The sequence below is a fragment of the Acidibrevibacterium fodinaquatile genome, assembly GCF_003352165.1.
GTDB classification, from domain to species: domain Bacteria; phylum Pseudomonadota; class Alphaproteobacteria; order Acetobacterales; family Acetobacteraceae; genus Acidibrevibacterium; species Acidibrevibacterium fodinaquatile.
On the sequence record NZ_CP029176.1, the window covers coordinates 2,588,105 to 2,611,074 of the forward strand.

Here is a 22,970-nt window from a genome sequence, read left to right on the forward strand (position 1 = left end):
CCCGTGCCGGGTCATTCCCTCGGCGAGGGCGGCGCCGCGCGTGCCAAGCGCGCGGCGAGCGCGGCTTCGGCCTGGCTCTCGAGTTCGGCGATGATCGCTGAGATCGGCTGGATCGCCGCGACTATGCCGACCGACTGGCCGGCCATCACCGATCCGGTCTCGACATCGCCCTCGATCACCGCGCGCCGCAGGGCACCGGCCCAGAAATGCTCGATCTCGAGCTGTGCCGCCTCGCGTGTGAGTTCGCCGGCGAGAAACCGGTCACGCACTGCTATCTGATGGGCGAGAAAGCGCCGCGTGCCTTCATTGGCGAGGCCACGCACCGGGATCACCGGAAAGCGCTCATCGAGCTGCACCGAGGGCACCGCGTCGCGGGCATGGGCGCGCAGAAAGGCTTCCTTGAATCGCGGATGGGCGATCGATTCGGTGCTGGCGACGAAGCGGGTGCCGAGCTGCGCGCCGGCCGCCCCCATCTCGAGATAGGCGAGAATCGCCTCGCCGCGGCCGATTCCGCCGGCGACGAATACCGGCACCTCATCGATATGGGGGAGGATTTCCTGTGCGAGCACGGTCAACGAAACTGGGCCGATATGGCCGCCGGCTTCCGATCCCTCGATCACCAGCGCGTCGGCGCCGAGCCGCACCAAGCGCCGCGCCAAGGAGAGCGCCGGGGCAAAGCAGATCACCCGCGCGCCGCCATCCTTGATCGCGCGGATCGCGCCGCCCGGTGGCAGGCCGCCGGCGAGCACGACATGCGTGACACCGGCCGCGAGTGTCACCGCGATCAGCGCATCGAGCGCCGGATGCATGGTAATCAGATTGACCCCAAACGGCCGATCGGTCAGCGCTTGCGTGGCCGCAATCTCGGCGGCGAGCAAATCAGGCCCCATGGCGCCGCAGGCGATGACGCCGAAGCCGCCGGCGTTGGAAATCGCGGCGACGAGATGGCGCTCGCTCACCCAGCTCATCGCACCGCCCAGAATCGGCACGCGCGCGCCGAGAAAGGCGGCGCCACGCGCAAACAGCCGGGCGAGTTCGGCGGCGGGGGTTGCGGCAGTGTCCGGGGGGGTGATGTCAGGCGGCATCGAGGCCATAGGCGGTATGGAGGGCGCGGACGGCGAGTTCGATATATTCGGCGCCGATCAAGACGCTCACCTTGATTTCGCTGGTCGAGATCACCTGGATGTTGATCCCTTTCTCGGCCAGCGTGCGGAACATGGTGCTGGCAACGCCGGCGTGGCTGCGCATGCCAACCCCGACGACGCTGACCTTGGCGACATCGCGATCGGCGGTGATTTCGGCATAGCCGATCGCCTCCTTGATCCCGGCAAGGGTTGCCTCGGCGCGCGGCAGATCGGCCTTGGGGACGGTGAAGGTCATGTCGGTGGTGCCGTCGGCGGCGACGTTTTGCACGATCATGTCGACATTGATCGCAGCACTCGCGAGCGGCCCGAAGATCGCGGCGGCGATGCCCGGCCGGTCGGGCACCCGGCGGATGGTGATCTTGGCTTCGTCGCGCGAATAGGCGATGCCGGCGACCAGGGCTTTTTCCACGATTTCATCCTCATCCACGACCAGGGTGCCGGGCGCTTCGGCGAAGCTCGAGAGCACCTGCACCCGGACTTTTTCCTTCATCGCCAGCTCGACGCTCCGCGTTTGCAGCACCTTGGCGCCGACGGAGGCGAGTTCCAGCATCTCCTCATAGGTGATCTTATCGAGCTTGCGGGCTTTTGCCACGATGCGCGGATCGGTGGTGAAAACCCCCTCGACGTCGGTATAGATGTCACAGCGATCGGCCGCCAGCGCCGCCGCCAGCGCGACCGCCGAGGTGTCCGAGCCGCCGCGCCCGAGGGTGGTGACGCGATGATCGGGCCCCAGCCCTTGGAACCCGGTGACCACCGCGACCTGGCGCAACTCGCGCATCCGGCGGATGAGTTCCGCCCCCTCGATCGTATCGATCCGCGCTTTGCCATGCGCGCCATCGGTGCGGATCGGGATCTGCCAGCCCTGCCAGGAGCGCGCCTCGATCCCGATATGCTGCAAGGCGATGGCGAGGAGGCCGCTCGTCACCTGCTCGCCGGTCGCGACCACGGCATCGTATTCGCGCGCATCATGCAGCGGCGAGAGTTCCTGACACCAGGCGACGAGCTGGTTGGTGACACCAGCCATCGCCGAGACCACGACCGCGACCTCGTTGCCGGCATCGACCTCACGCTTGACGCGCGCGGCGACGTTGCGAATGCGCTCCGGATCGGCGACCGAAGTGCCGCCGAACTTCATGACGATGCGAGCCATCTCTCCCCCGGGGAACGGCCGGCCGGCTCAGGCGCGCGGCGCGCGGTTTGCCGGCTCGACGGGGATGACATAAAGCCGTCCCCGAGGAGAGGCAACATGCGGCACGAAGACTCCGGCCATCCGGGCGCCGATCTCCAAAGCGCGGACAATGTCTCGGCTGCCGAGATCGCGCGTTTCGCAGCGCTCGCCGAGACCTGGTGGGATCCGGCCGGGCCGATGCGGGCGTTGCATCGGATGAACGGGATTCGCGTCGGCTGGGCGCTGGCGCGGTTTCGTGAGCGATGCGGCGCGCGGCCGCTCCGCCTGCTCGATGTCGGCTGCGGCGCCGGGCTCGCCGCGGAAGCGCTGGCCAGCGCCGGCCATGAGGTCATCGGTCTCGACGCCAGCGATGCCGTGATCGCCGCCGCCCGCCGCCACGCCGAGGGGCAGAACCTTCCCCTCCGCTATCGCGTCGGAACACTCGCCGCGTTGATCGACGAGGGCGCGGTTTTCGACGCCGTCACCGCCTTCGAGGTGATCGAGCACGTGCCCGAGCCGCGCCGCTTCCTCGCCGAGATCGCCTCTCTCCTCGCCCCTGGTGGGGTTCTCGTGCTGTCGACGCTCAACCGCACGAAGCGCTCGCTCGCGTTCGGCAAATTCGCCGCCGAGTATCTGCTGCGCTGGGCGCCGCCGGGGACGCATGACTGGCGGCGCTTTCTGACGCCAGCCGAGATCGAGGACGGGCTCGGCGCCGCCGGGATGGGTCTCTTCGATCTCGCCGGGATGCGCTTCGATCCGCTCCGCCTGCGGTTTTGCCTGAGCCGCGACGTCGCCATCAATTACCTGCTGGCTGCGTGGAAACCGGCGTCCTCGCCGTAATGTGAGCGGATTTCCGCCGCTCGGTGCTGTTCTGGCGGCCTCGAAAGCCCTTATCTCCAGGCTTCATTCCCAAAGGAGCCGACATGACCCGCGACGAGATTCTCGCCTCTTCCTCCATGCCGCTCGTAAGCCCGAGCTATCCCAAAGGGCCCTATCGTTTCATCAACCGCGAATATCTGGTCATCCATTATGAAAGCGACCCCGATGCGATCCGCGCCATGCTGCCCGAGCCGCTGGAGCCGGACGGCAACCATGTGTTTTTCGAATGGATGAAAATGCCGGATTCGTCGGGGTTCGGAAGCTACCAGGAAAGCGGCTGCGGCATCGCCGCGAAATGGAACGGAACGCCCTGCAACTATAGCGCCCAGATGTATCTCGATGACGAGGCGCCGACGACGGGCGGGCGGGAAATCTGGGGATTTCCGAAAAAAATCGGCCAGCCCGATCTCCGCATCATCCACGACACCCTGACCGGCACCCTGCATTACGACGATATCCGCGTCGCCATGGGCACCATGGCCTATAAATACCCCGATCTCGTGCTCGATCACGGGAAGGTGAAGGCGGAGATGGAGAAGCTCAACGTCAATCTCAAATTCATCCCCCATATCGATGGCACGCCGCGGATCGCTGAGCTGATCGGCTATCACCTCACCGACATTACCGTGAAGGGCGCCTGGGGCGGGCCGGCGCGGCTCGATCTCGTCGCCCATGTCAATTGCCGGGTCGCTGATCTGCCGGTGCGGAAAGTGCTGTACGGCCGTCACCTGGTCGCCGACCTCACCTTGCCCTACGGCAAGGTTCTGCACGATTATCTCGCCCGCTGAGCGCATCCCGATTCACCCTCAAGGAGAAAAATCACATGAGTCTCAAAGGTAAGGTGGCGTTGGTCACCGGCTCGACCAGCGGGATCGGCCTCGGCATCGCGCACGCCCTAGCCGCAGAAGGCGCGCACATCATGTTCAATGGTCTCGGCGATCGCGCCGCGATCGACACGCTGGTGCGCGACACGGCGGCCAAATTTTCGGTCAAAACCGCGTTCTCGGGCGCCGATATGACCAAGCCCGCGGAAATCCGCGGCATGATTGCGGAGGCGCAAAAGACCCTCGGCGGGCTCGATATCCTGGTGAATAACGCCGGCATCCAGTTCGTCGCGGCGGTGGAGGATTTCCCGGCCGAGAAGTGGGATGCGATCATCGCGATCAATCTCTCGGCGGCGTTTCACGCGATCAGCGCCGCGATCCCGGCGATGAAACAGAAAGGCTGGGGGCGGATCATCAACATCGCCTCCGCCCATGGCCTGGTCGCGAGCCCGCACAAGGCGGCCTATGTCGCCGCCAAGCACGGCATCGTCGGCCTCACCAAAGTGGTCGCGGTCGAGGCCGCCAATGACGGCGTCACCGTCAATGCCATCTGCCCGGGCTGGGTGCTGACGCCGCTCGTGCAAAAGCAGCTCGAGGATCGCGCCAAGCAGAACGGCACCAGCGTCGAGCAGGAAAAGAAGGCGATGCTCGCCGAAACCCAGCCGATGCAGCAATTCTCCACCCCCGAGGAGATCGGGGCGCTGGCGGTGTTCCTGTGCTCGGACGGGGCCAAGACCATCACCGGCGTGCCGCTGTCGATCGATGGCGGCTGGGTCGCGCACTGACCGGGCGCTGCGCTCGGCGCGCGCGTGATGGCGGCCGGCGGCGAGCGCCCCGGCCGCACCGTCGCTCGCCCTGATGGGAGCGGCGCCTGAGCGATTCATGGCGGCGCGCGCCGCTTTGCCGCTGAGCGGTGTTTGCTATGCGCTGGTCTGGCTCGGAACGCTGCTTTCTGAGATCGCCGGGCTGCGGCTTGCCGGCGATGCCGCGGGGCTGTTCTTGCTCGCGTTCCTCGTCTTGGAATGGCCGCGCCAGAGCCGCTATGCCCGCTTCGTGCTGGTCGGTTTTGCCGCCGCCGGCGGGGTCGGCATCACGCTTTCGGCGCAGAGCGGCGCTGCGGCGATCGGCCTCTTTCTGACCGGCTGGCGGCGCGGCGCGGCGCTCGCGGCGTTCTATTTCGCGCTCGCGGCCCTGCGCGACGCGGCGGAAACCAGCCCGCTTTTTCGCCGCTCGGGGCGGCTTCTGCTCGCCCAACCGCCCGGGCGGCGTTACGCCGCGCTCACCATCGGCGGCCATCTTTTTGGTATCATCCTCTCCTATGGCGCGATCGACCTGCTCGGCGCCATGGTCAGCCGCACCCGTGCCGAGGGGACGCCGGTGGCGCTGCCGGCGCGGCGCATGATGCTCGCCATCAATCGCGGCTTTTGCACGGTGAATGCCTGGAATCCGCTCAATGTGATGACCGCGGTGGTGACGACGGCGGTGCCGGCGGCGCCGATGCGACTCTTGATGCCGCTCGGCCTGGTTGCCGCGCTGTTGATGATGGCGATCGGCTGGGCGGAGGATCGCTGGCGCTGGCGGCGGCAGGGGGAGCGGGCGGCATTGCCGGCGGTTGCCATCGGGTGGGCGGAGCCGCTGCGCCTGATCGGCCTGGTCGGGCTGGTGATGGCGCTTGCCACGGCCGCCAATGCCGCCCTCGGCGGCGGGCTGATCGTCGCGGTGACTTTGGTCGTGCCGCTGGTCGCGCTGATCTGGGTCGGGGCGCAGACATGGGGTGGCATCGCTCAGCTCGGCGCTGTCGGTGTGAAGCCGTCCGCCCTGCCGGCCTGGCTCAGCCGGCGCGGCCGGCGCTTCATCGCCCGCGCGCCGGCGTTTCGCGCCGAAGCCCTGGTACTCGGCGCCTCCGGCTTCATGGGGGTGGCACTCGGCGGGGCTTTGTCAGGCGCCGGACTGCTGCCGCACCTCTCTCGCGTGCCGCCGCTTACGATCCCGCTCGCGGTGCCGCCTCTCCTCATGCTCACCGGGCAGATCGGGCTCAATCCGATCGCGGTCGTCGCGCTCATCGGTGCTGCGATTCCCGATCCCGCGGCGCTCGGCGTCGCACCCGCGGCGCTCGCTTTCGCCTGCATGCTCGGCTGGGCGCTCGCGGTCTCAGTGACACCGATGTCGGCGAGCGCGATCACCACCGCGCGCTGGCTCCATGTCTCGCCCTGGCGGGTGAGCACGGTCTGGAACGCCGGCTTCGCCGCCGCCTCACTCGTACTTGCCTGGGGCGCGATCGGGGCCATCTCTCTCGCGATGGATCGCCTCAGAGGAGGATAGCATGCCGAGACGGCGCTGGTTTCTCGCTTTGGCCGCCCTTGCGTTCGCCGGCTGCGGCGCTGAAACGATCCCGGCCACCGCCCACCTGCCGCGCCCCGCGCGCATCTATGTCGAGGATTTCCATGCCCCCGCGGCAACCGCCTTGGTTGACACCAATCAGTTCAGCTACGTCATGGAAGGGCTGGATTATCCGCGCGATGCCCGTTCGCGCGCGGCTGATGCCGCGGCGGCACAAGTGGCGGTGCGCGAGACATTGATCGGCGAACTCCGCGCTATGGGTTTTGATGCCCGCCCCGGCTCAGCCGCCGACTTCTCGGGCGATGCTGTCATCATCGCCGGCAGCATCACCAATATCATCGAGGCGCTGCCGAGCCAGCTCGCGACCCTCGAGGTTGGCGCCCCAGCGAGCCAGGTGAACGCGCGGAGCGATGTTCTCTACCGATCCGCCGGCCAAGCGCCGCAGCGCTGGCAAGAATTTACCGTCAATGCGCCAGTGGTGCCTTCGCCAGAGGAGGCACAGACCAGCGCGGGCGCCTATGGCACGTCGATCGCTTATCTTCCGCCCCAATCGGCCGACATCCGCACCCGCGACGTCGCGCTCCAGGCGCACCGCCTCGCCTTGCGGCTGGCTGCCCGCCTTCGCATCCTGTTCGCGGCCGAGGGCTGGCTCAGTCCGACGCCTGCGGCGAAATGACGGCGATCACCTCCCGCTGCGGGCGCGGGCGGAAGCCGGCGACCAAAATCAGCGACAATAGCGCCGACGCGACGAGATAGAACGCCGGCACGAAACGGCTCGCGGTGAGCCCCGAGAGCCAGGTGACGGTGAGCGGTGCAAGCCCCCCGAACAGGGTGACCGAGAGATTATAGCTGATCGAAAGCCCGGTCGAGCGCACCCGCGGCGGGAAAAAGCTGCCGAGCAAGCCCGGGATCGGCCCGGCGATGCACCCGAGGATGAGGGTCGCGATCACCTGCACAAAAAACAGGTTGAGCCGGCTCGGATGGGCGAGCACGAACGCGAACAGCGGATAGGTCAAAAGGGCGGCGGCGATGACGGCGGGAAAAAACACCCGATAAGGGCCGATCCGGTCGGCGAGCGCGCCGGCCACCGGGTTCACCACCATGTTGATCACCCCGCACACGGCGATGCCGGCGAGCGGCGCGGCCAGAGGCAGATGCAGCGTGCGCACGACATAGACGGGGAGATAGGAGTTCCAGAGATAGGTCGCGGCGGTGCCGCAGACGATGGTGCCGATGGCGCAGAGCAGCGGGCCGCGGTACTCGGCGAGCACCAGCGCGAGCGGCGCGCGCTCGGCCCGCGCCTTCGCCTGCCGGCGCGCCTCGAGGAATTCCGGCGCATCGGCGACGCGGCGGCGGATATAAAACCCGGCCGGCCCGACCAGCCCGCCGAGCAGGAATGGCACCCGCCAGCCCCAGGCATTGAGCGCCGGCGGCGAGAGGAGGGTGGTAAGCAGGAACGCCATGCCGGCGGCGAGCGCGACCGCGAAGGATTGCGCGACCATCTGAAAGGCGCCGAAATAATGCCGCCGCCCGGCCGGGGCGTATTCGACCAAGAGCGCGGTCGAGGACGCGAATTCGCCGCCCACCGAAAGCCCTTGCAACACCCGCGCCGCCACCACCAGGATCGGCGCAGCGATGCCGATCGCGGCATAGCTCGGGGTGATGCCGAGCATCACCGTGCCGATCGCCATCACCGCGATGAGCATGGAAAGCGCCTTCTGCCGCCCCGCGTGATCGGCATAGATCCCGATCAAAATCCCGCCGAACGGGCGCACGACGAAGCCGACGCCGAAGGTCGCGAAGGTCAGGATCAGCGATAGCTCGGGATTACGCGCCGGGAAAAATACGTCGGCGATCACCGCGGCGAAAAATCCGTAAATGAGAAAGTCGAACCATTCGAGGCCGTTGCCGATCACCGAGGCGATCACCGCGCGGCGGAGCGTTGCGGCGTCGGGAGGGTTTGCTTGCGCCATCGGCGGGGTTTCGCTCTCAGTCCTGGCGGTAATTGGGGGCTTCGCGGTCGAGCGCCACGTCATGGACATGGCTTTCGCGCAAACCGGCGCCGGTGATGCGGCGGAAGCGGGCGGATTTCTGCAGCTCGGCGATGCTGGCAGCGCCCGTATAGCCCATGCCGGCGCGCAAGCCCCCGACCAGTTGATGCACCACCGCCGCGACCGGCCCCTTGTAGCCGACCCGCCCCTCCACCCCCTCGGGCACCAGTTTCAGCGTGTCCTTGACCTCCTGCTGAAAATACCGATCGGCCGAGCCGCGCGCCATCGCGCCGATGCTGCCCATGCCGCGATAGGATTTGTAAGACCGCCCCTGATAGAGGAAGACTTCGCCCGGCGCCTCATCGGTGCCGGCGAGGAGGCTTCCGATCATCACGCAATCGGCGCCGGCGCCGATCGCTTTGACGATGTCGCCGGAATGGCGGATGCCGCCATCGGCGATCGCCGGCACGCCCGCCGCATGGCACGCCGCCGAGGTCTCGCGCACCGCCGAGAATTGCGGCATCCCGACCCCGGCGACGACGCGCGTCGTGCAAATACTGCCCGGCCCGATCCCGATCTTCACCGCGTCCGCCCCAGCCTCGATCAACGCGCGGGCGCCCTCGGGGGTTGCGACATTGCCGGCGATCACTTGCACCGCGTTGGAGAGCTGCTTGATCGCCGTGACCGCGCGCAAAACACCGGCGGAGTGGCCATGCGCGGTATCGACGATGATCACATCGGTCTCCGCCGCGACCAGAGCCCGCGCCCGCGCCTCGCCATCCTCGCCGACGCCGGTCGCCGCGGCGACGCGGAGCCGCCCGAGCGCGTCCTTGTTGGCGAGCGGATGCGCCTGCGCCTTGTCCATGTCTTTGACGGTGATGAGGCCGATGCAGCGATAGGCGTCATCCACCACCAAAAGCTTCTCGATGCGGTGACGATGGAGAAGGTGCCGCGCCTCCTCATGCCCGACCTCGGCCGGCACCGTCACCAGATTTTCCCGCGTCATCAGCTCATAGACTTTGAGCGCGGGATCGGTTGCGAAGCGCACGTCGCGGTTGGTGAGAATGCCGACCAGGCGCCCGGTCTCGCGCTCCACCACCGGCACGCCGGAGATGTGATGCATCGCCATCAGGGCGCGGGCCTCGGCGAGGGTTTGGTCAGGGTGGATGGTGAGCGGGTTGACCACCATCCCGGATTCGAATTTCTTGACCCGCCGCACGTGCGCCGCCTGGTCCTCGATCGAGAGATTCTTGTGGATGACCCCAAGGCCGCCATGCTGGGCCATGGCGATCGCCATCGGCGCCTCGGTCACGGTGTCCATTGCCGCCGAGATCAGCGGGATGTTGAGGGTGATCTCGCGTGTAAGACGCGTCCGGGTGTCGGCGGTGGTCGGCAGGATTTCGGAATAGGCAGGGACGATCAGCACGTCATCGAAGGTTAGCGCCTCCTCGATCGGCGGCCGCATTGCGGACTCCGAGGGGCGTTCGGGAATTGTGGGGGCGAGAGTATCGGGGGCCATGGCGGCAACAACCTTTCCGCGACTTTGGCAACCCCCCTTAACGACGCCGGCGGGGGAGCGCAAGCGCGACCAGCGACGGTCAGAAATTCGTCACGCGCCGCGCGGCTCGCCGCCATAGCGCGCCGGCGCGCGCCGCGATAAGCTGCGGCGCTCTCATCTCGCGTTCGAGCCAACGATGACCCCGCTGCCCTCGCCGCAACAATTGCGTTATCTGCTCGCGCTTGCCGAGCATCAGCATTTCGGCCGCGCGGCACAGGCCTGCGCGGTGACGCAATCCACGCTCTCGGCCGGCATTCTGATGCTGGAACATCAGCTCGACGCCGAAATCCTCGACCGCGGCATGGGCAAGCGGGTGGTGTTCACGGCGCTTGGGCGCGAACTGGTCGAACGGGCGCGGGCGGCGATGGCGGCGCTGCAGGAGGTGGTCGAGGCGGCGGTTTCGGCGCATGCGCCGATGAGCGGGCCGCTTCGCCTCGGCATCATCCCGACCATCAGCCCCTTCCTGCTGCCACGGCTGATGCCGCGGCTGCGCGCCGCCTTCGCGCATCTCCGCCTGTTTCTGCGCGAGGACACCACGACGCGCCTCATCGAGCGCCTGCGCGGCGGGCAGCTCGACGCGCTGATTCTCGCGCTGCCTTGCGATTGCGTGGGGGCGGAGACACTGGCCGTGGCGCGCGACCGGTTTCTCGTCGCCCTGCCGCCCAACCATCTGCTCGCATCCCGCAGCGAGGTGCCGGCCGCAGCCCTCGCCACCGAACCGCTTCTTCTCCTCGAAGACGGGCATTGCCTGCGCGACCAAGCCCTCGCCGCCTGCGGCCTGCTCGACACCGGGGGGGAGCATGAGGCCGATTTCGCCGCAACCAGCCTCCACACCCTGGTGCAGATGGTGGCGGGCGGGCTTGGCGTGACGCTGCTCCCCGAACTCGCCATCGCCGGCGGCGTCACGGCGGGGGCGGAGCTGGTATTGCGCCCGCTCGGCGGCGAGGGGGCGTGGCGCACGATCGGGCTTGCCTGGCGCCAGGGGGCAGCGCGTGAGGCCGATTATCGGGCGCTGGCGCCGGTGATCGCGGCGGCGCTGTCGGGCGTCTTGCCGACATAGAGCGCCCGCCCCGCACCGGCCCCGCTCCAGGCCAGCGCCGCGCCGATCGCGGTGATCCAGACGGCAACCAGCGTCCAGCCGCCGCTCATGCTGTGCAGCAGCCCGGTGAACAATGGGCCGAACGAGGCGAGAAGATAGCCGATCCCCTGCGCCATCGCCGAAAGCTGCGCCGCGACCAGGGCATCGCGGGCGCGGAGCACGATCAGCATCAAAGCAACGCCGAACAAGCCGCCCTGGCTCAACCCGAGGACGCAAGCCGCCAGCCACAGCGTCGCCGGCGGCGCGAACAGACAGGCGAGCAGCGAAATCACCGCCAGCGCCGAGAAAAACACCGCGACAAAGCGCTGGTCGCGGCCGCGCGCGGCAAGGCTTGGGGCGATCAGCGAGGTCACCGCCTGGCCGAGAATGGAGAGCGACAGCAAATAGCCGGCGGCCTCCGGGCTCAGCCCGCGATCGCGCAAAATCGGCGCAAGCCAGCCAAACACGAGATAGGCGAGCGCCGATTGCAGCCCCATGAACAACGTCACCTGCCACGCGAGCAGATCGCGCCAGAGCGAGCGCGGCCGAGCGATATGGCGCACCCCCGCCTCCTGCCGCCGTGCCCCCGCCGCCCACAGGAGAAGCGCGAGCAACGCGGGCAGCGCCCAGGCGGCGAGCGCAAGCGACCAGGAGCCGCCGAGCCAGCGCTGCAGCGGCACCGTTACCCCCGCCGCCAGCGCCGCGCCGAGGCAAAGCGACATGGTGAACAGCCCGGTCATCAGCGCGATATGGCCGCGAAAATCACGCTTCATCAGCGCCGGCGCCAACACATTGATCGCGGCGATGCCGAGACAGGCGAGAATCTGCGCGGCAAACAGCGCCGGGGCGCCGGCGAGACCGCGCAGAGCGGTCCCGAGGGTGAGCGCGCCCAGCATCAGCAACACCGTGCGCTCGTCGCCGATGCGGCGGCTGAAGGCCGGGGCGAGCGGGCTGAAAAGACCAAAACAGAGCGAAGGAAGGGTGGTCAGCACGCTTGTCGCCCATGGCGAAAGCCCGCTCGCCCGCGCCGCCTCGGGCAGCACCGGGCCAAGGCTCGCGATCGGGATGCGGAGATTGAAGCCGATCAGCACCAGACCGGCGCCGAGCAGAAAACGGTGGCGCGGCGCAAGACCGCCTTCCTCCTCGGCGCGTATCACTGCGTTGCCCGCTCAGGCGAAAAGTGCGGCGATCGCAGCCGGATCGACCTCGGCGAGGGTCGCCGGCTGCCAGCGCGGCGCGCGGTCCTTGTCCACCACCATGGCGCGCACGCCCTCGAGAAAATCGGGGTGGCGGGTGATCCGCCGTGTCAGCGCCAATTCCTGCGCGAGACAGGCGGAAAGCGTCCGCGCCGCGCCGCGCCGGAGGAGGGCGAAGGACCAGGCGAGCGCCGACGGCGAGCGGGCGTTGAGCGTTTTCAGCGTCTCCTCGGCGAACGCCGTTCCCGCCGCCTCGAGGGCGGCGAGGATTTCGGGGACGGAGGCTTCGCCGAAACAGCGATCGATCAGCGCCCGGTGCGGCGCGAGGCTGAACGGCGGCAGCGCGGCGGCGAACCCGGCGACGGCGGCGGGACCATCGGCGATGATCGCGCGTTCGAGATCGGGAAACGCCGCGCGCGGCACGAAATGGGTGGCAAGGCCGGCATAGACGGCGTCCGCCCCGCGCAATTCGGCGCCGGTGAGCGCGAGATACATGCCAAGCTCGCCGGGAAGACGCGGCAAGAAATAGCTCGCGCCGATATCGGGAAAGAAGCCAATCCCGGTCTCGGGCATGGCGAAGCGGCCATGCTCGCTCGTGACGCGGATATCGCCATGGACGGAGACACCAATGCCGCCGCCCATGCAAATGCCGTCGATCAGCGCGATGTAGGGCTTGGGATAGCTCGCGATGCCCTCATTGAGGGCGTATTCGTCGGCGAAGAAGCGCTCGATCGCACTCCCCTCCCCGGCCAGCGCCGCTTCGCGGATCGCACGGATGTCGCCGCCGGCGCAGAAGGCGCGCTCGCCGGCGCCGGTGATCAGCACCGCCTGCACCGCAGGCGCCTCGCGCCAGCCCGCCAGAGCCTCGGCCAGCCCCGCGATCATGCCGAGATCGAGCGCGTTCAGCGCCCGCGGCCGGTTCAATTCGAGCCGCCCCACCCTTCCCTCGTGCCAAACACGAAGGTTTGCCGCTTCACCCATCGCTTGTTCGTCTCCTCGCTCGTGCCGTGCCGGCGCCCCTATACAGGCTGGGGCACGCCAAGGCGAGGGATCAGCGCCGCCGCGTCTCGCGCCAAAGGCGGCGCAGAGCCGCGAGCAGCATTGGCGGCGATTCGGCGCGGAGTTCGGCAAGCGCTGCGCGCCGCAGCGCCTCCGCTTCCGCGGCCAGGCGTGTGCCGCCGCGCGCGGCAAAAAACAGCAGAACCAGGGCAAGGGCGAGGTCGACGCTTGCGAGAGTGAGGGCAGCGCCGATCACACCGAGGCTGGGGGCGAGCCGAAAAAACGCCGCGGCATGGCCGAGGGCGAGCGCAAACAACAGAAAAATCAGTGCGACAAATGCCAGCGCCGCTTGGCGCAGCCGGGCCCGCGCAAGCACCCGCCAACGGAGCCCCTCCGCCGCCAGCGCGATCCACGCGAGATGAAACGCCCGCCGCACGTCAATCGCCGCTTCGCTCAGCGCGCAAAACGGCCAATGACGAACCCGGCGAGGCCAGCGACCAACAACGCGGTCAGCGGCCGCTCGCGCACTTTTCCCGCCACCAGCTCGGATTGCTGGCAGACCGCCTCCCCCATCTCTCGCGCCATGGTCTCGGCCGTGCGTGCCGTTTGTCGCACCTTTTCTTCGGCCCCGGCGCGGAGCGTCTCGATCTCCGCGCGCAGCCGCGCGATTTCAGCGGCGGCGTCCTCGGCGGGCTTGGCGTTGCTCATCGCGTGATCTCCATGACTTTTATATAACGAAAACATAACAATCTGCGAAGGAAGGTTGCCTTCCCTTGCCAGCCCATACGAAAACCCTCTTTGCGATGCAGTCAATGACCCTCTCAGATCCCGGGCAGATTCCGGCGGTGGCCGCGTTCGCGAACGAGGCCGATAGGTTTCTCGATCTTCGCGACCTCGTGCCGCGCGATCAGGCGGCCGCGGGCGGACTTCAGCCATTTTCCCTCGCCGCGCGGCGGGGCGAGAAACTCTGTCTGCTCGCCCGCGAGGGCGAGGCGGCGCGCGCCGTGCTCGCCATGGTCGCGGGCGTGCGCCGGCCGGCGGCGGGCGAGGTCATCGTCAATAGCCGCCGCCTGCAGGCAACGCCGCCGGGAAAGCGTGGCTTCGGCCATCTCCCGGCGCGGATCGCGCTGCCGCGTTTTGGTCGCGTCGGCGCTTATCTGGCGGCGGCACTCGCCGATCAGCGCCTCAGCCGCGACGCACGCCAAGCCCAGGTCGCGCGTATGCTCGCCCTCGTCGGCCTCGCCGAGTGCGGCACCAGGCGGTGTTACGCCCTGGCCGCGGGTGAGCGGTTTCGCGCCGCCCTCGCCCGTGCCCTGATCGCTGCGCCGAAACTGCTGCTGATCGAAGAACCGGATGAGGGCTTCGCCGAGCCCGAGCGCCAGATGTTGACGACGCTGCTGCGCGGCAGCCCGGTTGCGTCCGCTCTCACCACCCTGATTGCGGCGCGTTCGCCGGCGACGGTGTTCGCTCTCGCCGACCGCGCCGTGGTTCTGCATGAAGGCATGATCGCGCAGAGTGCTGCGCCGCAAAGTCTCTATGACGCGCCGGCCAGTCTCGCGGTCGCCGAGGCGCTCGGCGAGACGAATGTGCTGAGCGGCGTCCTGGTCGAGAACGACGACGATATCGCGCGCGTGCGCCTCGACAATGGCGCGATCGTCAGTGGCTCTCTTGCCGAAAGCATCGCGATCGGGCAACGCTCATTATTGATGGTCCGACCGGAGCGAATTGCCGTCGCGGCGATCGCCGCCGAGGAATTGGGGGAGGGGGCGCTTTCCGCCGTGCTCTGCAAAATCATGCCGCTTGGCGCGCAAACCAGGCTTTTTGCATCACTCGGCGGCGGCGTCGATATCATCGTCACACGTCCCGCGAGTGCGGCGCTGCGCGGATTGCAGCCGGGACGCGAAATGGCGATCGCGTGGACGGCGCAGCAGGCTCGCATCTATGCTGCCGCTTCGCCGGCGGATGCGGCATGACGACGCCCAGAAGGCGACACATGAGGCGCGGCCGCGACATTTTTTTTGCCGCCCTTTTGTTTGCCGCGGTCTCGATGGACGCTCATGCCGCGCAGGCGCGTGATTTCACCCTCGCCGTCCCTCCGGGAGCGCTGATCGCAGCCCTGAAAACCGCCTATCTCGATCCTTTTGCATCGGCCAACGGGATCACCGCCAACGGCTTGTCCTGGGATGGCGACTATGCCGATCTGGTGCAAAATGCCGGCATCTATACGCCCTGGGACGTGGTGCTGGTGACGATGCCGGTGCTGGAGGAGGGGTGCGCGCGCGGCGTGTTGCAAAAACTCGATTGGAACGCGCTTGGCGGGCGCGACCGCTATCCCGCCTTTGCCACGAGCGATTGCGGCGTCGGCGCATTCATGACCAGTGTCGTTCTGAGCTGGGACAACGACAAGCTGCAAGGCACGCCGAGCTGGGCGGATTTCTGGGATGTTGCGAAATATCCCGGCAAGCGCGGCCTGCGCCGCGATCCGCGCACAACGCTGGAAATCGCGCTCCTCGCCGATGGCGTCGCGGCCGGCGATGTCTATGCCACGCTTCGCACCGAGGACGGCATCAAACGTGCTTTTCGCAAGCTCGACCAACTGCGGCCCTATATCGTCTGGTGGGAAAAACCCGAGGAGGCCGTGCGCATTCTCGGCGAAGGCAAAGTTTTGATGACGCTGGCGCCGAGCGCCGAGGTCGCCGCCGCCGACCGCGACGGCGCGCATCATTTCGGCCTGCAATGGAGCGAAAGCCTCTATCGCGTCAAAAGCTTCGCGATCGTCACCGGCTCGCCGAACATCCCGCTTGCGCAGAAATTCCTCGCCTTCGTCGGCGATCCTGGCGCCGAAGCGCGGCTCTTCGCCGCCCTCGCCTATGGCCCGCTCGCCAAGGGCGCGCTCGAGCAAATCCCGCCCGAGCAACGCGGGCAAGCGCCGAGCAACCCAGCAAACCTCAAAACCGCGCTCGCCTATGACGAAAATTTCTGGGAGCAAAACGCAGCGAAACTCACGAGCCGTTTCGAGACTTGGCTCGACCAGTCGCCACACTGAGCCCGCGAAGGTGGCTTGCCCGCGGTTGCGCCGGGAGCGGCGACGGTATTAAGTCTCGGTGATGCGACAGGATCACGTCCGGCGCGCGGCGCTGCTTGCTTTGCTGGCATCCGCCCTCGCGCTCGCGGTCGCGATCGCGAGCGAGCGGCTCGGTGGCCTCGTTCCCTGCGCACTCTGCCTCGTTGAACGCTGGCCCTACCGGATCGCGATCGTGCTCGCCGCCCTTGCCTTCCTCGCGCCGCCGCGCCCGGCACGCTGGCTGCTCGCCGCCCTCGCCCTGGTCATCCTGGCGGACGCCGCGATCGCCCTCGTGCATGTCGGCGTCGAATGGCATTTCTGGCCGAGCCCGCTGCCCGAATGCGCCGCCCCACATCTCCGCGGCTCGATCGCCGAGCGGCTTGCGGCAATGCCGCTGCGCCCCGCCAAGCCCTGCGATGAGCCGACCTATTTGGTTCCCGGGCTGCCGGTTTCGATGGCAGCGATGAACGGGCTTTACGCCCTGGCGTTGGCCGCAGCCCTCCTCACCCATCTCCGCCGCACCCGGAGCACCCGACGATGAACGAAACCAGAAGACTCCCCGGTGATCCTCACCCTCGGCGCGCGATCGCCCGCATGCTGCGCGTCGATCACGCCGGCGAATATGGCGCGCTCCGCATCTATGCCGGCCAGCGCGCCGTCCTGCGGCGACCGGAGACCGACGCCCTGCTCGCCCATATGCAGGCCCAGGAGCAGCACCATCTCGACAGCTTCGCCGCCCTGCTCACCCGCCGCCGGGTGCGGCCGACGGCGCTGCTGCCGCTCTGGCACCTCGCGGGCTTTGCGCTCGGCGCCGCGACGGCCGCGCTCGGCGAGCGCGCGGCAATGGCCTGTACCGTCGCGGTCGAGGAAACGATCGACGCCCATTACGCTCGCCAGGCCGCCGCCCTCGGGCCCGAGGAAGCGCCGCTCCGTGACACCATCGAGACCTTTCGGGCGGAGGAATTGGAGCACCGCGATATCGGCCTCGCCCATGACGCCGAGCACGCGCCGGCCTATCGCCTGCTCTCGGCGGCGATCAAGGCCGGCTGCCGTGTTGCGATCGCGCTGAGTGAAGTCTTGTAAGCGCTTGTTCTTTTTTGAAAAAAGAACCAAAAAACGTTTCTCCGTTGGGCGTTGCCGGCGCATTTTCAGGCGATGGCCGGCACGCGTCGGGCCTTGACCATGAGCGCCGCAAGCGAGGCGAGCAGGCAGGCGATGCCGGCGGTATAGAAGGCTGGGAGATAGCTTGCGGTGAGGCTGCGCGAAAGCCCGCCACCATAAGCCGCGACCGCCGCCCCCAATTGATGCGCCATGAACACCCAGCCGAACACCATCCCGGCGCGCTCGCGCCCGAAGGTCGCCCCGGAGAGCCGCACCGTCGGCGGCACGGTTGCCACCCAGTCGAGCCCATAAAACACCGCGAACAACGAGAGACCATAAAACGTGAAGTTCGAGGAGGGCAGCCAGAGCAGCGAAAGCCCGCGCAGCCCGTAATACCAGCCGAGCAGAAAACGGCTGTCGAACCGGTCGGTAAGCCAGCCGGAAAAGATCGTGCCGATGAAATCGAACACCCCAATCGCCGCGAGCATCGAGGCGGCGGTGACCTCGGGCAGGCCGAAATCATGGCAGAGCGGAATGAAATGCGTCTGCACCAAGCCGTTGGTGGATAGCCCACAGACGAAGAAGGTGAAGAACAGCATCCAAAACATTGGCGAGACGCTGGCATCGGCCAGCGTCACGAGCGCGGCGCGAGCAGGATTGCCGCGGTTTTCCGGCGGCGGTTCGACAAGGCTCTCACCATAGGCGGGAAGGCCGATCTCGCCCGGGTGGTCGCGCCCGAAAACCAGCATCAGCGTCCCCGCGAATACGCATATCCCGGCCGCCGGCATCACCGCCGCGCGCCAGCCGAGATGGGTTGCGAGAAACGCGGCGATCGGCAGAAACAGCAATTGCCCGGTTGCCGTGCTCGCGGTCAGCATCCCGACGACGAGGCCGCGCCGCGCGACGAACCAGCGATTGGCGACCGTCGCCCCGAGCACGATCGCCGTCATCCCGGTGCCAAGCCCGACCATCACCCCCCAGCCAAGCCAGATTTGCCAGAGCCGGGTCGCGAACGCGGCAAGCGTGAGGCCGGCGATGATCAGGATGAGGGCGGCGAATACCACGCGGCGCAGGCCGAAACGCTGCAAAAGCGCGGCCGCGAACGGCGCCGTCAGGCCGAACAGCATGAGACGGAGCGCAAGCGGGCCGGAAATATCGGCGGCACTCCAGCCCATCGCCTGTTCGAGCGGCACGATGAGCACGCCCGGAAGCCCCATCGCCGCCGCGGTCGACAGCATGACGAGAAACGTCACCGCCGCCATCACCCAAGCATAATGCACCCCCGCCCTCGCGAGGCGCCGCGCCAGCCACGCCGCCATCGGCTTCCGCCCTTTCAATCCAACGGCCGCGATCCTGGCGATCCCAAGCCCCCCTTGGCAAGCGGGAAATGCTGGGCCGCGCGCATGGCAGGTTTTCTGCTACCTGCTATTCTCGCGCCGGAAACACGCTGAGAAACCTCATGCCGCCCCGCATCGCCGCCGTCACCATGGTCTATAACGAGCCGGATTTCCTGCCGCTCTGGCGCCGCCATTACACCCGCCTGGTCGGCGCCGAACATTGCCACATCGTCGATCACGGCTCCGATGACGGCAGTACGGACACACTCGGCGCGATCAACCGCCTCCGCCTGCCCCGCTCGCCGCAAGACGACGCCCGCCGCGCCCGCTTCATCTCGCGCTTCTGCGCCGGGCTGCTCGAGTGGTACGATTGGGTGATTTATACTGACGTCGATGAACTCCTGATCCCTGATCCAAGGCTCTATCCCGATCTCGCGACATTTTGCGCCGAGGCGCGGGCCGAGGTGATTTCCGCGATCGGGCTCAATCTCCATCATCTGCCCGAGGAGGCGCCGCTCGATATCGCGCGCCCGCTCGGCGAACAGCGGCGCTGGGTGCGGTTTTCCGGCGCGATGTGCAAGCCGGCGCTGATCCGCAGGCCGGTTGCCTGGGCGCCGGGGTTTCACGGTGCCGACGCGCCGATGACCTTCGCGCCGCTCTATCTCATCCATCTCCGCTGGTTTGATCATGATCTCGGGCTCCGGCGTCTGGCCAAGACCCGCGCCATGCCCTGGGCGGACGCGGCCGCGGCCCCCTGGCAGCGGGGACCGGACGAGGCGTTCGCCGCACTGTTTTCGGTGTTCGCTGCGCTGCCGCGCCTGCCGGTGGTTGATTTCAGCCTCGCGGCACCCCCGATCGATGGGGCGCTGGCCGCGCTACTCGCCACCCGCGAGGGGCGCGCCGATGGCCCCTACCCCTTCGATCTCGATTTCAACATCGACGCGCTCTGGCCGCTGCCGCCGCGTCTTCGCGACGCCTTGCCCTAGCGATCACGGTCTAGACCGAGCAGTAGCGCTCCTTGATCGCCGCATCCCCGAGGAGCGCCCGCGCCCGCCCCTCATGCACGATCACCCCCTGGTCGAGGATATAAGCGCGATCGGCGATTTCCAGCGCCCGTTCGACATTCTGCTCAACCAGGAGAATGGTGGTTCCGGATTTTTTCAGGCGCGCGAAGAGAGCGAACATCTCATCGACCAGCGCCGGCATGATCCCTTCCGACGGCTCATCGAGCATGATCATGCGCGGGCCGGCGATCATCGCCCGCGCGATCGCCAGCATCTGCTGCTCGCCGCCGGAAAGCGTCACCGCGATCTGATCGAGGCGCTCACCAAGACGTGGAAACAGCGCCACCATCGCCGCGATCTCGCTTTCGGCGGCGCGAAACCGCTTTGTCGCGATCAGGCCAAGGCGAAGATTTTCGCCGACCGTAAGGCCAGGGACGATCCGCCGCTCCTCCGGCACATAAGCAAGACCGCGGCCGAAGCGGGCATAAGCAGGGCGGGCGAGGATCTCTTCCTCGGCAAACAGAACCCGGCCGCGACGACGCGCAATCAGCCCCATCACCGCTTTCAGCGTCGTCGTCTTGCCAGCGCCGTTGCGACCGATGAGACAGACGATCTCGCCCATCCCGACCTCGAAGCTCACCCCCTGCAAGACATGGCTCGGCCCGTACCAGGCGTTGAGATCATGGACCCGGAGCATCCTCAGACCTCCCGCTGGCCGAGATAGACACGGCGAACCTCGGCATTGGCGCGAATTTCCTCCGGCGTGCCGATCGCCAGCACCTCGCCGTGATGGAGCACGAGGACGCGCTCGGCGATGCCCATCACCAGCTTCATCTTGTGCTCGACGAGAATGACGGTATGGGCGGGCACGAGGCCGGCGATCAGGGTCATCATCGCCGCCGTCTCCTCCGGGCTCATCCCCGCCGTCGGCTCATCGAGGAGAAGAAGGCGCGGGCGGCTCGCCAGCGCCATCGCGATCTCGAGCGCCCGCTGCTCGCCATGGGCGAGGCGCCCGGCGATAACGCCGGCGCGATCGCTAAGCCCGACGCGCGCGAGCAGCGCCTCGGCCTCTTGCGCGAATTGCGGATAGGCCTCGCGCGTGCGCCAGAAATTCAGCCGGATGTCACGCGCCTGTGCGACCGCACGGACATTCTCATGCACCGTGAGTTCGGGAAAGATCGAGGTGATTTGGAAGGATTTGGCGATGCCGAGGGCGGCGAAGCGCGATTGCGCAAGGCCGGTGATGTCGCGCCCCTCGAAATAAATCCGCCCCGCGCTTGGTCTCAACGCGCCCGACAAAAGGTTGAAATAGGTGCTTTTGCCGGCGCCGTTGGGGCCGATGATGGCGGTCAGCCGACCACGGTGGAATTCGCAACTGATGCCCGCGAGAGCCCTGAACCGGCCGAAGGATTTGCCGACCGACGCGGTGCGGAGAATGACGCTCTCGCCGCTCATGCCGGGCGCCACCGCGCCACCTGCCCCCAAAGACCGCGCGGGAAGAACAGAATGCAGGCCATGAACACGAGACCGACCGGCAATTGCCAATGCGGCGAGACCAGGGCGACGAGATTTTGCAGGAGAAGAAACACCAGCGCACCGAAAAACGGGCCGAAAAACGTCCCCGCGCCGCCGAGGAGGCACATCATCACCACCATGCCGGAATTGCTGTAATCGAGGGTCTCGATCGGCACGATCGCGAGATGCAGCGCCTGCAAACCGCCGGCAAGGCCCGAGAACGCACCCGAGAGCACGAACGAAAGCACCTTCACCGCCCGCACATCGACGCCAGAGGCCCGCGCCCGGGCCTCGTTCTCGCGCACCATCTCCATCACCGCGCCGAACGGCGAGGCGAGGATGCGCGACAGCATAGCGAGCGCCGCGGCGACGATCGCGGCGATGACGAAATAGCGGGTCAGCGGGTCGATGAAATCGAGGGTCAAGCCGAAGAGATCGATTTTGCTGAGGACGATGCCGCGGAGGCCATTTTCCCCGCCGGTCACACCGCTCGCCTGATAGGCGAGATAATAGACGCATTCGGCCAATGCCAACGTCACCATCGCGAAATAGATGCCGCGCGTGCGCGTCGCCAAAAGACCGATCACGCCGGCGATCACCGCGCCGGCGATCAGCCCGAGCGCGAGCGCACCGTACCAAGGGAGACCAAGGCGGAGCAGCGCGAGCCCGGTCGCGTAAGCGCCGCCGCCAAACAGCGCGGCATGGCCAAAGGAAAGCAGCCCGACATAGCCATAGACGAGATTGAATCCGACCGCGAACAGACCATCGATCAGCACATTGACCGCGGTTGCGCGAAAGGGCAGCAAAAACGGCAGCGCGAGTAAAAACAGCGCCGCGAGCAGCGCGCGATGGCGGGCGGCACGGGCGAACGAGAGTGCGATCAACTCATCAACCCGGCGCGGCCGAAAAACCCTTGCGGGCGGATCAGCAACACCACCGCCATCAGGGCGAAGATCGCGACATCGCCAGCCTCGGGTGCGAACAAAGCGGTGAGCGAGACGATGACGCCGACCACCAAACCGGCGAGGATGGCGCCGGGGAGCGAGCCCATGCCACCGACCACGGTGACGACGAAGGCATCCGCCAGGATCGCGTTGCCCATTTCCGGGCTCACCCCCTGCAAGGGAGCGGCGAGCAGGCCCGCGAGCCCGGCGATCGCGGTGCCAAGCCCGAAGACCAGCCGCCAGATGCGCCCGGTATCGACGCCGAGCACGCGCATGATCTCGGGGTCGCGCGCGCCGGCGCGAATGATCAGCCCGATCCGGGTGCGCTCGAGAAACAGCCAGAGCAGCGCCAGGATCAGGACCGTTACCGCGATCACGAACAGGCGATAGAGCGGAAAATAGCCGATGCCGATATCGACCGCACCGGCGAGCGCATCGGGGGCATCGAAGGGCAGACCCTGGGTTCCGGCGAAAATGCGGATCAGTTCAACGAGGACATAGGAAAGCCCGAAGGTCAGCAGCAGCGGATCATCGATCCCGCGGCCATAGAGATGGCGCACCAGCCCCCATTCGACCGCCATGCCGAGAAGCCCGGTCAGCACCGGCACGACGAGAAGTGCCAGCCAGAAATTGCCGCCGAGGGTGAGCACCAGGAACCCGGCATAGGCGCCGAGCGCGAAAAACGCGCCATGGGCGAAATTCACCACCGTCAGCATGCCGAAAATCAGCGACATGCCAATCGCCAGCAGAACATAGACGGCGCCCAGCGCGAGCCCGGTGAAGATCTGCAGCGCCAGCAGGTCGAGAGACAGTCCGGCCATCCCCCG

General features: G+C 67.5%; 24 protein-coding genes. 11 read left to right on the plus strand and 13 right to left on the minus strand.

From position 1 onward, the window contains the following. Positions 1–11 precede the first annotated feature (11 nt). Both DEF76_RS12335 and DEF76_RS12340 read right to left on the minus strand, forming a co-directional pair. On the minus strand, positions 12–1,085 hold the full coding sequence (locus DEF76_RS12335; RefSeq protein WP_240319000.1) for an NAD(P)H-dependent flavin oxidoreductase: 1,074 nt from the start codon (positions 1,083–1,085) through the stop codon (positions 12–14). Continuing rightward, positions 1,075–2,295 carry an aspartate kinase gene (locus DEF76_RS12340; protein ID WP_114912595.1) on the minus strand — a complete coding sequence of 407 codons (1,221 nt, stop codon included), beginning with the start codon at positions 2,293–2,295 and terminating at the stop codon, positions 1,075–1,077. Before DEF76_RS12340 ends, DEF76_RS12335 begins: the two co-directional genes overlap by 11 nt. A gap of 96 nt (positions 2,296–2,391) precedes the next feature. Between DEF76_RS12340 and ubiG the strand changes: the two genes are divergently transcribed. From ubiG to DEF76_RS12365, 5 genes are all read left to right on the plus strand, one after another. After that, positions 2,392–3,153, plus strand: coding sequence for a bifunctional 2-polyprenyl-6-hydroxyphenol methylase/3-demethylubiquinol 3-O-methyltransferase UbiG (gene ubiG / locus DEF76_RS12345; RefSeq protein WP_114912596.1), 762 nt, complete (start codon positions 2,392–2,394; stop codon positions 3,151–3,153). Between the two features lie 83 nt (positions 3,154–3,236). Then, on the plus strand, positions 3,237–3,980 hold the full coding sequence (locus DEF76_RS12350; RefSeq protein ID WP_114912597.1) for an acetoacetate decarboxylase: 744 nt from the start codon (positions 3,237–3,239) through the stop codon (positions 3,978–3,980). Between the two features lie 35 nt (positions 3,981–4,015). After that, positions 4,016–4,801, plus strand: coding sequence for a 3-hydroxybutyrate dehydrogenase (locus DEF76_RS12355; RefSeq protein WP_114912598.1), 786 nt, complete (start codon positions 4,016–4,018; stop codon positions 4,799–4,801). A gap of 97 nt (positions 4,802–4,898) precedes the next feature. Next, a complete protein-coding gene (locus DEF76_RS12360) occupies positions 4,899–6,338 on the plus strand; it encodes a hypothetical protein (RefSeq protein ID WP_114912599.1) in 1,440 nt (479 codons plus the stop codon). Position 6,339: 1 nt separating this feature from the next. Further along, positions 6,340–7,032, plus strand: coding sequence for a DUF4410 domain-containing protein (locus tag DEF76_RS12365; protein WP_114912600.1), 693 nt, complete (start codon positions 6,340–6,342; stop codon positions 7,030–7,032). Here the strand turns inward: DEF76_RS12365 and DEF76_RS12370 are convergent. Both DEF76_RS12370 and guaB read right to left on the minus strand, forming a co-directional pair. Continuing rightward, entirely contained in the window at positions 7,007–8,329 is a 1,323-nt protein-coding gene (locus DEF76_RS12370; RefSeq protein WP_162800625.1) for an MFS transporter, read from the minus strand. The genes DEF76_RS12365 and DEF76_RS12370 overlap by 26 nt on opposite strands. Positions 8,330–8,345: 16 nt before the next feature. Beyond that, positions 8,346–9,812: an IMP dehydrogenase gene (guaB, locus tag DEF76_RS12375; RefSeq protein ID WP_114912602.1), complete on the minus strand. Its 1,467-nt coding sequence runs from the start codon at positions 9,810–9,812 to the stop codon at positions 8,346–8,348. 229 nt (positions 9,813–10,041) lie between these two features. Here guaB and DEF76_RS12380 point away from each other — a divergent pair, with 229 nt between their 5' ends. Continuing rightward, positions 10,042–10,965 (plus strand): hydrogen peroxide-inducible genes activator, encoded by a 924-nt coding sequence (locus tag DEF76_RS12380; RefSeq protein ID WP_114912603.1) that lies wholly within the window; start codon positions 10,042–10,044, stop codon positions 10,963–10,965. Here DEF76_RS12380 and DEF76_RS12385 read toward each other — a convergent pair. From DEF76_RS12385 to DEF76_RS12400, 4 genes are all read right to left on the minus strand, one after another. After that, positions 10,908–12,140: a CynX/NimT family MFS transporter gene (locus DEF76_RS12385; RefSeq protein WP_114912604.1), complete on the minus strand. Its 1,233-nt coding sequence runs from the start codon at positions 12,138–12,140 to the stop codon at positions 10,908–10,910. The genes DEF76_RS12380 and DEF76_RS12385 overlap by 58 nt on opposite strands. Before the next feature lie 12 nt (positions 12,141–12,152). Next, positions 12,153–13,160 (minus strand): enoyl-CoA hydratase/isomerase family protein, encoded by a 1,008-nt coding sequence (locus tag DEF76_RS12390; RefSeq protein WP_114912605.1) that lies wholly within the window; start codon positions 13,158–13,160, stop codon positions 12,153–12,155. A gap of 70 nt (positions 13,161–13,230) precedes the next feature. Continuing rightward, complete coding sequence (locus tag DEF76_RS12395) at positions 13,231–13,614, minus strand: hypothetical protein (RefSeq protein ID WP_114912606.1); 384 nt, start codon at positions 13,612–13,614, stop codon at positions 13,231–13,233. A 17-nt stretch (positions 13,615–13,631) separates the two neighbouring features. Next, positions 13,632–13,886: a hypothetical protein gene (locus tag DEF76_RS12400; protein ID WP_114912607.1), complete on the minus strand. Its 255-nt coding sequence runs from the start codon at positions 13,884–13,886 to the stop codon at positions 13,632–13,634. A 104-nt stretch (positions 13,887–13,990) separates the two neighbouring features. Here DEF76_RS12400 and DEF76_RS12405 point away from each other — a divergent pair, with 104 nt between their 5' ends. The 4 genes from DEF76_RS12405 to DEF76_RS12420 all read left to right on the plus strand — a co-directional run bounded on the left by DEF76_RS12405 (position 13,991) and on the right by DEF76_RS12420 (position 17,325). Beyond that, positions 13,991–15,151 (plus strand): TOBE domain-containing protein, encoded by a 1,161-nt coding sequence (locus DEF76_RS12405; RefSeq protein ID WP_162800626.1) that lies wholly within the window; start codon positions 13,991–13,993, stop codon positions 15,149–15,151. Positions 15,152–15,171: 20 nt separating this feature from the next. Beyond that, positions 15,172–16,224, plus strand: a complete 1,053-nt coding sequence (locus tag DEF76_RS12410) for an extracellular solute-binding protein (RefSeq protein WP_162800627.1) — start codon at positions 15,172–15,174, stop codon at positions 16,222–16,224. A 61-nt stretch (positions 16,225–16,285) separates the two neighbouring features. After that, positions 16,286–16,783, plus strand: coding sequence for a disulfide bond formation protein B (locus tag DEF76_RS12415; RefSeq protein WP_114912610.1), 498 nt, complete (start codon positions 16,286–16,288; stop codon positions 16,781–16,783). Next, positions 16,780–17,325, plus strand: coding sequence for a demethoxyubiquinone hydroxylase family protein (locus DEF76_RS12420; protein WP_114912611.1), 546 nt, complete (start codon positions 16,780–16,782; stop codon positions 17,323–17,325). Before DEF76_RS12415 ends, DEF76_RS12420 begins: the two co-directional genes overlap by 4 nt. 65 nt (positions 17,326–17,390) lie before the next feature. Here the strand turns inward: DEF76_RS12420 and DEF76_RS12425 are convergent, their stop codons facing one another. After that, on the minus strand, positions 17,391–18,662 hold the full coding sequence (locus DEF76_RS12425; RefSeq protein WP_114912612.1) for an MFS transporter: 1,272 nt from the start codon (positions 18,660–18,662) through the stop codon (positions 17,391–17,393). Between the two features lie 140 nt (positions 18,663–18,802). Here DEF76_RS12425 and DEF76_RS12430 point away from each other — a divergent pair, with 140 nt between their 5' ends. Then, on the plus strand, positions 18,803–19,666 hold the full coding sequence (locus DEF76_RS12430) for a glycosyltransferase family 2 protein (protein ID WP_162800628.1): 864 nt from the start codon (positions 18,803–18,805) through the stop codon (positions 19,664–19,666). A gap of 10 nt (positions 19,667–19,676) precedes the next feature. Here the strand turns inward: DEF76_RS12430 and DEF76_RS12435 are convergent, their stop codons facing one another. From DEF76_RS12435 to DEF76_RS12450, 4 genes are read right to left on the minus strand one after another with little or no spacing between them, the layout of a single operon-like run. Then, complete coding sequence (locus DEF76_RS12435; RefSeq protein WP_114912614.1) at positions 19,677–20,381, minus strand: ABC transporter ATP-binding protein; 705 nt, start codon at positions 20,379–20,381, stop codon at positions 19,677–19,679. 2 nt (positions 20,382–20,383) lie between these two features. Continuing rightward, positions 20,384–21,139, minus strand: a complete 756-nt coding sequence (locus tag DEF76_RS12440; RefSeq protein WP_114913866.1) for an ABC transporter ATP-binding protein — start codon at positions 21,137–21,139, stop codon at positions 20,384–20,386. Further along, entirely contained in the window at positions 21,136–22,083 is a 948-nt protein-coding gene (locus tag DEF76_RS12445) for a branched-chain amino acid ABC transporter permease (protein ID WP_114912615.1), read from the minus strand. The genes DEF76_RS12440 and DEF76_RS12445 overlap by 4 nt, the downstream gene beginning before the upstream one ends. Next, positions 22,080–22,964, minus strand: coding sequence for a branched-chain amino acid ABC transporter permease (locus DEF76_RS12450; RefSeq protein WP_114912616.1), 885 nt, complete (start codon positions 22,962–22,964; stop codon positions 22,080–22,082). The genes DEF76_RS12445 and DEF76_RS12450 overlap by 4 nt, the downstream gene beginning before the upstream one ends. Between the last annotated feature and the right edge of the window lie 6 nt (positions 22,965–22,970).

Coding starts and splice junctions, on each gene's coding strand:
- guaB (WP_114912602.1), bottom strand. CDS start 9,812: ATGCGGCCGCCGATCGAGGAGGCGCTAACCTTCGATGACGTGCTGATC.
- DEF76_RS12415 (WP_114912610.1), top strand. CDS start 16,286: ATGCGACAGGATCACGTCCGGCGCGCGGCGCTGCTTGCTTTGCTGGCA.
- DEF76_RS12335 (WP_240319000.1), bottom strand. CDS start 1,085: ATGCCGCCTGACATCACCCCCCCGGACACTGCCGCAACCCCCGCCGCC.
- DEF76_RS12340 (WP_114912595.1), bottom strand. CDS start 2,295: ATGGCTCGCATCGTCATGAAGTTCGGCGGCACTTCGGTCGCCGATCCG.
- DEF76_RS12365 (WP_114912600.1), top strand. CDS start 6,340: ATGCCGAGACGGCGCTGGTTTCTCGCTTTGGCCGCCCTTGCGTTCGCC.
- DEF76_RS12370 (WP_162800625.1), bottom strand. CDS start 8,329: ATGGCGCAAGCAAACCCTCCCGACGCCGCAACGCTCCGCCGCGCGGTG.
- DEF76_RS12410 (WP_162800627.1), top strand. CDS start 15,172: ATGAGGCGCGGCCGCGACATTTTTTTTGCCGCCCTTTTGTTTGCCGCG.
- DEF76_RS12380 (WP_114912603.1), top strand. CDS start 10,042: ATGACCCCGCTGCCCTCGCCGCAACAATTGCGTTATCTGCTCGCGCTT.
- DEF76_RS12405 (WP_162800626.1), top strand. CDS start 13,991: ATGACCCTCTCAGATCCCGGGCAGATTCCGGCGGTGGCCGCGTTCGCG.
- DEF76_RS12390 (WP_114912605.1), bottom strand. CDS start 13,160: ATGGGTGAAGCGGCAAACCTTCGTGTTTGGCACGAGGGAAGGGTGGGG.
- DEF76_RS12440 (WP_114913866.1), bottom strand. CDS start 21,139: ATGAGCGGCGAGAGCGTCATTCTCCGCACCGCGTCGGTCGGCAAATCC.
- DEF76_RS12400 (WP_114912607.1), bottom strand. CDS start 13,886: ATGAGCAACGCCAAGCCCGCCGAGGACGCCGCCGCTGAAATCGCGCGG.
- DEF76_RS12350 (WP_114912597.1), top strand. CDS start 3,237: ATGACCCGCGACGAGATTCTCGCCTCTTCCTCCATGCCGCTCGTAAGC.
- DEF76_RS12420 (WP_114912611.1), top strand. CDS start 16,780: ATGAACGAAACCAGAAGACTCCCCGGTGATCCTCACCCTCGGCGCGCG.
- DEF76_RS12360 (WP_114912599.1), top strand. CDS start 4,899: ATGGCGGCGCGCGCCGCTTTGCCGCTGAGCGGTGTTTGCTATGCGCTG.
- DEF76_RS12450 (WP_114912616.1), bottom strand. CDS start 22,964: ATGGCCGGACTGTCTCTCGACCTGCTGGCGCTGCAGATCTTCACCGGG.
- DEF76_RS12430 (WP_162800628.1), top strand. CDS start 18,803: ATGCCGCCCCGCATCGCCGCCGTCACCATGGTCTATAACGAGCCGGAT.
- ubiG (WP_114912596.1), top strand. CDS start 2,392: ATGCGGCACGAAGACTCCGGCCATCCGGGCGCCGATCTCCAAAGCGCG.
- DEF76_RS12425 (WP_114912612.1), bottom strand. CDS start 18,662: ATGGCGGCGTGGCTGGCGCGGCGCCTCGCGAGGGCGGGGGTGCATTAT.
- DEF76_RS12355 (WP_114912598.1), top strand. CDS start 4,016: ATGAGTCTCAAAGGTAAGGTGGCGTTGGTCACCGGCTCGACCAGCGGG.
- DEF76_RS12435 (WP_114912614.1), bottom strand. CDS start 20,381: ATGCTCCGGGTCCATGATCTCAACGCCTGGTACGGGCCGAGCCATGTC.